This window comes from Microcystis sp. M20BS1, assembly GCF_020245305.1.
GTDB lineage: Bacteria > Cyanobacteriota > Cyanobacteriia > Cyanobacteriales > Microcystaceae > Microcystis > Microcystis ichthyoblabe_A.
Genome location: NZ_JADBUZ010000053.1, coordinates 1 through 10,506, shown reverse-complemented (window position 1 = coordinate 10,506; position 10,506 = coordinate 1). Strand labels below are relative to the sequence as shown.

At 51.8% G+C, this 10,506-nt stretch carries 4 protein-coding genes; all 4 read right to left on the bottom strand.

The genetic code is table 11. From position 1 onward, the window contains the following. A partial coding sequence (locus IM507_RS05510; protein ID WP_287636750.1) for a pre-peptidase C-terminal domain-containing protein occupies positions 1-8,994 on the bottom strand: 8,994 nt, incomplete at its 3' end. Between the two features lie 80 nt (positions 8,995-9,074). Continuing rightward, the gene (locus IM507_RS05505; protein ID WP_002741143.1) at positions 9,075-9,317 is read right to left on the bottom strand and encodes a hypothetical protein; all 243 of its coding nucleotides are present in this window, start codon (positions 9,315-9,317) and stop codon (positions 9,075-9,077) included. A gap of 54 nt (positions 9,318-9,371) precedes the next feature. Beyond that, on the bottom strand, positions 9,372-9,812 hold the full coding sequence (locus IM507_RS05500) for a transposase (RefSeq protein ID WP_287636751.1): 441 nt from the start codon (positions 9,810-9,812) through the stop codon (positions 9,372-9,374). A gap of 45 nt (positions 9,813-9,857) precedes the next feature. Then, a complete protein-coding gene (locus IM507_RS05495) occupies positions 9,858-10,256 on the bottom strand; it encodes a hypothetical protein (RefSeq protein WP_259679021.1) in 399 nt (132 codons plus the stop codon). Between the last annotated feature and the right edge of the window lie 250 nt (positions 10,257-10,506).

Here is a 10,506-nt window from a genome sequence, read left to right as displayed (position 1 = left end):
GGTTTCTGCGGCTAAGATTTGCCAACCAGGGTAGGTATTTGTGGCAATATGAGTGGCACCATTTTTGATGGCGATGGGGTTATTATTGCCAATTTGAGCATAGAGTTTATTAGTCGCGTCTTGGACTAATTTGGTGTTACCAAAGGCTTCAATTGGGGTGACACTGGTATCATCATTTTGGATAGTGCCAATAGCAGTAGCGGTGGTAATGGTAGCGCCGTTGGTGGCATTGGAGAGGGTGACGGTAAAGTTTTCGTTCGGTTCTACTGTTGTATCCCCTTGAACGTTAACAGTAATTACTTTACTGGTTTCTCCCGCCGCAAAACTCACGGTTCCTGACGGTAACACGGACCCGACAAAATCCGTGGCATTGGCAGGATTGCTGCCGCTGCCGGTAACTGCCCAGTTAACGTTATGGGTTCCGGTGGCGGCGCCAGAGCGAGCAACGGTAAAGGTGAAGGCTTTACTGCCGGAGTTGCCCTCGGTTTGACTGGCATTGGTGGCAGAAATTGCTAGGGTAGTCCCTGTCGGCAACGCGACTAGGACGGGTTCAATGGCGATGGAGTATGCGATCGCCAGTTGGCCGGAGGGTTGACTAACTCGAAGTTGATAGACCTTACCGGGTTCTGGAGTCGGGGTGGTGAGTTGCAGGGAACCAGCGCCAGTTTGGGTAGCCAGGGGGGTATTGAGGTTACTGGGGTCAAACAGTTGGGCGGTGGCGGTAGCATTGCCAGCAATGTGAACAGTGACGGATAGGGGAACCAGTTGACTCACCTTGGGCAGGTTGAATTTAAACCAATCGGGAGTGGTGGAATCGACTTGTAAGCCGGTAAACCAGTTGGATTGGATGATAGTGCCGAGATTGGCGGCTTTGGCGGCGGTGTTATTGCCAGTAGCCCAATCGTTGCTGTTTTGGACAGCACCGGGGGCGTTGATGGCGAGGGTGTAGTTGGGAATGGGTTGGCCGGTCGTCGTGGGACTGTTGACCAGTAATAAATATTCTTTATTGGCCACTAATCCCGATAGGTTAAAGCTGGCTTGCCCGTTGCTGGCGGTGGCGGTTTTCAGCGCCGTGGTCCGGTTATCGGGGTCAAAGAGGGAAACCGCTAGGCTTTGGCCGGTTTGGGGGGTGAAGGAAACCGTGAGGGTGTTGCCAGTCCCGCCGGCTTGGGAAAGGCTAAAGCGGTAATAGTCTTGATCGGCGGCGTTGGGAAGGCTGAGGTTCGTAAAGCGATGGCCGTTACCAGTTAAGGTGTTGAGGTTAAAGGCCCGGGCCGCCACGTCGTTGCCTTCGGCCCAATCCTGTAGCAGGGGATTGCGGGTGCTACTGCCGCGGGTGGTAAAGGCGTTGAGGAAATTTGTCCAGCCGGTGGCGTTGAGGAATTGCGAGTTGCGGCTGAGGTACCCCGCATCGATCGCCCCACTATTGGGAAAATAGACCGAGAGACCCTGAACGTTGCGTTGGTCGGCGGTTTTATCCACCACTAGGTTACGCAGGGCGGTGAGGGCGTTATTGGCGGCGGTTTTGAGATTGGCGGGAAGATTGCTGTTGGTGCTGGTGGCGACGGCTTGGAGGAACTGGCCTAAATCCCGATAGTAGGGAGCGGGGTAGAAGCTGTTGGCGAAATCGCGGGCATCTTTGATCGCGTCCCAGGTGGCGTTACCGGTGAGGGCGACGGCGGCGTCAGTAAAGGTTTTGATGCTGGTGACGAGGGTGTTGAGGGCAGATGTGCTGGTGGCGGAGAGGGTATCCCAACCCCGACGGTCGCCTTGGTGTTGTTGTTGGTAGCTGGCGATGAGGCTATTGGCCAGATCGATGGCTTTGACTTCGCCGGGGTTATTGATCAGGGCGGCGAAGGCGGTGGTGTAGTCGTAGCCGGTGTCTTCGGCGGCTTCCTGAGAGGCGACAAAAATTTCGGCGTGGTTGCGTACCATATAGGCAACTTCCGCCATAGCCATTAAACAGGCATCAAAAGCCAACAGTTTGAGGGAGAAGCTGGGATCGGCGTTTTTGACGTTTTGGAGGGCGGTGTCGAGTTCGGTACTGTAGAGGCGATCGGCGCCGGTATTGGCGGAGGTGCCTTCGTTATCGACGTTAAAGCCGCCGAGTTCGCCGTTGCCGTGGTTCCACAGGATCAGGCCGTAGTTATTGGCGGGGGCGGCGGATTTGGCGAGGTTGATAAATTCTGTCAGGGTGGCGGGATCGCCGGAGTTTTTCTCGCCTAGTAGGGTGAAGGGTGTGGCGACGCGCTTGAGATCGGTGTCGGGTTGGAGAATGGCCCAGCCGGCGGTTCCCCAAGCGGATTGATTGGCGGTGGCGTAGGGTCGGTTGGCGGTTTGATCCCAGAAAACGGCGATTTTGACGTTACTGGGCAGGGAGGCGGCGGCCAGTTCCATCTCGTTGATGTCGTTGAAGGCGGATTCAGCGAGGTCACTGCCGGTCATATAGACGAAGATCGTCCATTCGTTTTTGGTGCTGGCGGCGTTGGTGGGCGCGTCGATGTAGAACTGGTAGTTGTTGGTGGCGTTGCTGTTGCCGATGACCCGCGCGTAGTAGGTGCCGGCGGCTTCTCCGGCGAGGGAAAGGGTTTCTCGGTTATTGGTGGCGCTGGAGAGGTTGGCGGTTGTGTAGGGGGTGGTCAGGTTGCTGGCCCGATAGAGTTCCAGTTGTAGATCGCCCTGGGCGTGTTCAAATTCGACGCTGAGGAAGTTGGCGGCGGTGCCGGTTTGGGTGGTGGTGAATTTAAACCAGTCGTTGTCTCCTGAATGGATGGTAAGTCCAGGGATACTACGGAGGTTACTGATGCGATCGAGGTCGGTGGCGGTGGCGGCGCTGTTGTTGGTTTCGAGGTAGTCGGAGAGGATGGGGGTTTGAGCGCCGTTGGGGGCGCTGAGGGTGAGGGTGTAGTTGGGGTTGGTGGCGTTTTGGTAGCCGAGGACTTGGACTTTATAAGTGCCGGCGGCGAGGCCATCGAGGCTGATTTCTTCGTAGTTTTCGGTGGTTTCGGATCGTCCCCGCACAGTGGTGCCGTCTTGGTTATAGAGGACGAGATCGAGGTCGCCAAGGGCGTGGTTGAAGTCGATGCGGAGGTTATGACCGGCTTTGCCGACGCTGGTGGTTTTGAATTGGAACCAGTCTCGATCGCTGGCGGTGTGGATGGAGAGGGCGCTGAGGGAAGTTACGCCTTCGACGGTTTTAAGGTCGTAGGGTTTGGTGTGGGTGTTGTCGGTGGTGGCTTCTGTCCAATCCCCGGCGGTGTCTAGCGGGGGCGGGCCGCTGAAGGTGAGGATGTAGTTGGGGTTGGTCGCGCCGTTAACGCCACTGACTCGCACGAGGTAATTGCCTTTAGCAAGGCCGGCAAGGTCGATCAGTTCGGTGTTGCCTTGACCGTTGGAGCGATCGACGAGGAAGGTTCGGTATTGGCTTTCGGTGGTGTTGGCGGTGGTGTTAAAGGCTTCAAAGAGTTCGAGTTGCAGATCCCCTAGGTTGTGGTCAAAGGTGAGGGAGATAAATTGTCCATCTTCGCCCCGGCTGGAAAGGTCAAATTGAATCCAGTCTTGGTCGGTGGCGGAGTTGATGGAGAGGTTGGGGATATAGGCGATGTAATTGGAAGGGGAGGACAATGCTCCCGGTTTGTTGAAACCAGAAGAGAATCGATTGGCGAAGTTTCCTCCTCCTAGGTTGAGAATGTTATCAACTCCACCTACTATGCCGTTATAAACCGGTTGTTGCTGTTGATATACTTGTTGATATTGCTGTTGTTGTCGCTGTTGTCCTAAAGCAATTTGTTGTTGTAGTTGTGCCTGTGCCTGTTGCTGCCGTATTGCGTTTAGTTGTTGTTGGGCTTGTTGTAGACTCGATTGCAGTTGTAGCACTTGGGCTAGTTGCTGAGGAGTCAAATAATTTTGCTGTGGTCGAGATGGTTGATAGAAATTTTGTGATGGTTGCGAAGGCCATGGATTTGCATAACCCGAGATACTCTGTCGAGTTTGACTGTTTACAAGATTCGCAGAGCCAATTAGCCGATCTGCTTCAGCTATTCGATCTTCATTACTTAAATTTGTTCGCGGAGCAATAGTAGTGCCATTAAATAGACCGGCTGTATATCGTGTCTCGACTCCTCCTGGATTAACACCGGTCACATTTCGTGATAGGCTGATCTCATTTAATTCGTTAGCTATTCCATTAGCGTTATCTCTTGTATAACTACCATAAGCGAAGCGGCCTCCCACATAATAGGTCTTTCCACCGCTAACCGCCAAATCCCTCAATTGATAAGCATCCTTCGGGCCATTGGTCGCGCCTTCCAAAGCGTCGGCTACCAAGTCAGGAATCCCCTGCACCGTGAGGCTGTAGTTGGGATTGACGGCGCCGGACACTTTGACGTAGTAAGCGCCGGGGTCGAGGTTCGCAAGGGAAACCTGCTCCGAGTTTTTATCGGTATTGGACTCCCTTAATTTAGTCCCCGATGCGTTAAAGAGTTCGAGCCACAGATCCCCCTCTTGGTGAGCAAAGTCAATACTGACAAACTGATTAGCGGCGGTGCGTTGCTTAATCTGCACCTTAAACCAGTCCTGATCCGTCGCCGTGTGAATCGAGAGGCCGCTGAGGGCCACACTGCCGTCAATATTCCGCAGATCGTAGGCCAGCGTTAGGGTATTATTCGGCCGACTACGCTTATCCAGCCAATCCGCCTCTGGGGTTTGGGGCGCGTTGATCGAGAGGGAATAACCCGGATTCGTCACCGAACTGGTCGCCCCATAGACCCGCACCGTATAGGTTCCCGCCGCTAACCCCGCCAAAGACACCGATTCCCGATCGCCCTGGGTGTCAGAGGTTAACACCGGCGTGGATTGACCTTCGCGGTAGAGTTGCAACTGAAGATTCCCCAACTGGTGATCGAAGGCGATACTCACCTCCTGACCCGCAAGCCCCGTACCAATGGTCGTAAACTTAAACCAATCCTCGTCGCCGCCCTGATGGATGGATAGCCCCGAAAACAGACGAGACCCGTCAATTGCCTGAAGATCCGTCGCCGTCGCGCGGGTGTTATTCGCCTCCGCCCAATCCGCCTTACTGACACTGGGATCGGGCGCATTGACAGAAAGCTGATAACTGGGATTAATCGCGCCGTTATAACCCGTCACCTTCACCAGATAAGTTCCCGCCCCTAGGGGTTGATTACTGGTGTTAACCAAATTCAAGCGCTCGAAATTATTGGTGGTTTCCGACTTGCCTAACAGAGTCGTGCCATTAGCAGCGTAAAGCTCAAGCTCCAAATCCCCCAGGGTATGGTCAAAATCAATTTGTAGATAATCCGTGGCGCTGGCCGTCGCCAAGGTCGTGAACCGGAACCAATCCACATCCGTCGCCGTGTGAATCGAGAAAGGCTCCCAGGTTTGGAACCCCTGCACCGTCCTCAGATCCCGCGCCGTCGCCGCCGTGTTATTGGCCGCCAGCCGATCCGCCCAATCCCCCGCCGCATTCACCGGGGCGCTGATGGCCACACTATATTCTGAATTTGTCGCCCCGTTATAGCCATAGACCTTGAGGAAATAGACCCCCGCATTGCGACCATTGAAGGAAATGCTCTCCGTATTCCCCACTCCCTGGGAAGAATCCAGAAGGGTCGTCCCATCAGAAGCGTAAAGCTCAATGTCCAAATCCCCCTGCTGGTGGTTGAAAGTAATACCCGCCGCGTCAGATACCCCGCCCTTAGCGTCAATCTCGAAGCGGAACCAGTCCGTGTCGTTGGCGGTAATCGATAAATTGTCCCGATTAAACTGACGGTCAAGCTTGCCCAAGTTGGTCGCCCGACTGATCGCGTTGTTATTATCGGAGCCTTCCCCCCAGTCCGCCGTTACCCCAGCAAAGGGCGCGTCCACTGTCAAGGTATAGCTCGGATTGACCTCCCCATTGTGACCATAAACCCGCAAATAATAAGTCCCGGCGCTCAATCCCTTTAAGTCCACCGAATGGGCGTTGGCGACCCCCTCCGAGGTTTTGAGTAGGGTGTTAGAGCTATTGTAAAGCTGTAGATCTAGATCCCCCAGGGTGTGGTCAAAACTAATGGCCGCATAATGTCCCTGCTGACCGGCGCCGGCGATCGTGAACTTAAACCAATCCACATCACTACCGTTGTGAATCGAGAGAAACTCCTCGGGATCAGTACCCAAGGTCACCACCTGCCGCCCCTGTTGGGAGGGCGCAATTTGATTATTTAGGTTATAGGCCGTCGAAAAACTATTATTCGACTCAAAGCTATCCGCCCCGTTGGCTAAAGGTGCGCTAATGGTCAGGTCGTAGTTGGGGTTAGTGGCGTTGTTATAACCCAACACCCGCACAAAGTAATCGCCGCTAGTCTGCCCCTCCAGGGAAATGCGCTCGCTATTAGACGTTCCTGCCGAACTGAGGATGCGGGTACCGCTACTGTTATAAAGCTCTAGGTCAACATCCCCCAAACTGTGATCGAAGGTAACGCTGACAAAATCATTAGCCGTTCCCCGACTCGGTAAATTGAACTTAAACCAATCATTATCACCGGCGGTAATAGACAGATTTTGCCAGGTTTTGAGGGGAGACGTGCGGAGATTGCTTAAATCCTTCGCCACTGCCCGCGTATTATTGGCTTCAAAAATATCATCCCCAGGGGTATTAACGACTAGGGAATAATTGGGATTGACGGCGCCGTTAAAGCCTAACACCCGTACAAAATAGGTTCCTGTTCCCCGGCCCGCTAGACTGATGGACTCAAAATTACGAGTTCCCTTGGATTCCCCAATTTTGTTACCGGCGCTGTTGTAAAGCTCAATATCCAAATCCCCTTGGATATTATCCAGCGCAATGCCGACAAAATGCCCCTCCGCGCCAGTTTGCTTGAGGTCAAAACTAAACCAATCCTCATCGCTGGCCGTGTGGATGGAAAGATTATTCCACTCCTTGTAACCGCTCTCAGAACTCCAACCAAAATTCTTTAAGGCCTTAGCGGCACTTCGGGTGTTATTGCTCTCAAAGCTATCGCTCTGAATTCCCGAAGTCGTTCCGGGCGCGTTGATAATTAAATCATATTCATTCGTTTGCCCAAGCCAACTGTAAACCGCCACTCGGTAGGTACCTTGGGGCAGTCCCCAGAGGGATATATACTCCCCGTCGGTGTTATTGGCCTCGTAGGTAATCAGACGACCTTGGTTGTCATAGAGGGCTAAATCTAAATTCCCCTGGATGTTATTAAAATCAATGGCAATGTAATGATTATTGTTAGTCTGCCCTGTAATCGTAAAAGAAAACCAATCCTGATCCGTGGGGGTATGGATAGAAAGATCATTTTCCCGCTTAAAGCCCGCGACGGTTCCCAAGGACGTTGGCGTTGTCCCAAAATTATTAGAGTTACCACTGGTTTCTAGGCGATCGCCTGTAGTCGTAAAAGCCACTGGCAGATTAAATTCCAGTAAATAACCAGGACTGGTCTGCCCAGCATAACTCCCCAACTGGACAACGTAGGTCCCCGCCGGTAAACCGCCTAGGGGAACATAGTTGTAGCCAGACCCTTCTCCCAGAGCATAGAACAGAAAGTTACCGGCGCTGTCAAAGAAATTAAGATCAATAATCCCCTGAGCGCCATTAAAGAAAGCGGCGATATAGTGTTCATCGGTGGAGGTTCCCGCCGTGGTAAAGCGGAAAAAGTCGGTATCTGTAGAACTGTGAATGGTCAGATTTTGCAGGGCGCTTAATCCGCTCAGGGTTCCGAGATTTCTTGCCGTCGCGAGGGTGTTATTGGATTCGTATCCATCTTGAGGAATACTCGGTGCTGTGACTGTAAACGTGCGAGAATATGTGTTATTCGACTCGTCACTCTCAAAAACCGCATTGGTAGAGTCAACCTGTAAGGTCAGGGTATAGTTGCCCGGTGCTAGAGGGCCAAGAGCGAAGTCGGTGAAGTAGTCAAAGTCGCCAGCGCTAAACGCAAGGTTATTCCAAGAAGCAATCTGGGTTCCATTCAGAAGTAAACGGCTCCAAAAGCCCGATACCGTACTGCCACTGCCGATATTCTGCCAAGCGCCGTCGATATAGAGAGTATTAGTCGAGGTGATCTGGGTGGCTTGGGTCGAGTTCCCCGGCGTCGTGGAAATAATCAACTCCAACGGTACAGGCCACAAATCCGACTGGGGCGCATTAATCTCTAGTCGGTAGCCAGCCGAGCCTGGCCAACCAATGTTAGCACCGTAATAGTTATAAACAACAGCAGAATAGGTTCCAGCAGGAAGATCTGCAAGGGAAATGCCCTCTAAATTATAATTTGAGCCATAATCGTCTGCGCGAACTAAAAGCTGGCCGGTAGAGTGATTATAAAGGTCTAGTACCAGATCAACGTTCGTTGCGGTAGAGGACACTTGGACGTAATGATTACTATTTCCCTGACCGGTGGTCGAAAAAATCCAGATATCGCCGGAGTCTGATGTCGTGACGGAATCATCTCGATAGCCATATCCTTGCCTTAAACCCAGATTAGTTGTCGCCTGCTCTACTGCGACCAACTGCTCATCAATGGTAATGACCGCCCAATCATCCTCTGTCTGTAGGCGACGCAATTCCCCACTGCCAATCTCAACACCCCGCACCAGCGCCGAAAACAACTCACCCTCATCCCCGGTTGTATCCTGAGCGTTAACCACCAAATCCAAATAATGCCCAATCTCCTCCAACAACACCGCCCGCAAGCGCCCCGCATCCCCATTAACCACCGACTCCGACAGATAGATATTGCCTGTCTGGGCTGAAAAAGCCCCTACCGCGCCGTCTAAAATCCCATCCGCTAGGATTTCAACTTCCGGCAGATTTCCGGGGGACGTTAACGCACGGAACCGTCGTGGCGTAATCTCCGTGCCAAAAACTAGCTTAAACTTTTCCGCAAAGAGAGGATCAGCGGCAAAATCCTCTAGGGATTGGAGAACATCAGCAACAGCAGAGCGTAAGGCGGGGGAGTAGGTATCCATGGCAGAAACGTATTAAACCTTGCTACAACACAAATATAGCTGACTGACGGACACATTTTTCAATACAAAGACAAGTACTGTTATGTGAAAGCCTCAAACTCCTGAATAAAAGAAAAGGTAATTTTGCCATAATAATCCTGACGAGCTTTGCGAGAAGCAAAACAGGGAAAAGGGTCAACAGAAAATAAGTGGTCAAGTCGCAAGAAGGGACGCGCCTTATGAACAACTCCCGCCAGCCAACGTAAACCAATTTTCAAATAACTCAAACCACGCCGAAAATGAGCATCAACCTGACGGCGAGAGCCAGATTGTTGAACCGCCATGCCAGTTAAAGTAGCAAAGAGAATAGAAATGGCAACAATGAGATAGAGACGTTCTCAACAAGCAGCAGAGCGAACACGAGAATGTTCCCAGTCAAAAACGCCCGATTTACTGTCGAGAAAGAGATGTTCAATGGGAAAACGAAGACCATACTGCCAGAAGGTGTCAAGGGTAGGAGGTTCATGGCTCAGAATTGCCCAATTATCCTTAACCCCTGGAACGGAGGCTAAAGCAAGATGAGCAGTGATTCTAGCCTCCTGCCAGACTTGAACGTTGCGATAAAAGCAGGCTTGCCGTTTGGGAGGATAGAGTTCTCTGACCTCATAGCCAAAACCCCGACGGCGAACACCGTAAATGAGGGTATCGCAAGGTAAGCGAAGACACCAATGCCAAGTATTTTTCCTGAGCCATTGAATTAATTGCTGATTGGCAAAGCCTCGGTCGGCTAACAGCATGACATTCTCAAAGCCCTGAAGATAGCCTTTGGCTCTGTCCAACAAGGGTTCGTATTTCTCAAAAGCTAGGCTGGCACTACCATGTTCTCATCCCATCCACATCAAGGGGACGGCTCTCCCCCCGCAGACCACCGCTAGATAGACAAAGCAGTATTGATTCCACAACAGAGTGGTATCTATTGCTAGATACAGTCTTTCCCCCTTCTCCTTCCAAGTCTCGATGGCTTTCAATATTAAGGGGATGTATATCTTTTCCACCGCTACTCTTCCATTCTGGCAAAAGCGATTCCACCGTCTCTGATAACTATTGGCTTGTTCGGCTCTGCTTTGTACAAAGGGTTCCCATCTGGCTTGATTGAGACTTTGACTACTGAGTAGGGCTGTCACCATCCAACGGAGGACGGTTAAATGTCTTTTATCCACAAATCGGCTTCCTTGTTCTAGATAGGAATAAACTTGGGAGAAGATTCTGTTCTCGGTTTTCATCTTGTAGGGATTCTTGCTTTTTCCCTATCTACCCAGATATTTTTCTTTTTGGCAACCCTTGTCTTGTCAGGTTTTGACCCACTTGTGTCCGTCAGTCAGATTACCCACACTACTTATTTATGATGATACTAAAAGACTTCCTACACTCCTCAAAAGAATTTACTATAAGTGCGGCTTTTAACATCTCTTCTAAAACCGAAATAACTGAAGCATCATTGAGACATTGTCCAATATCTCCAGGGATATCGCC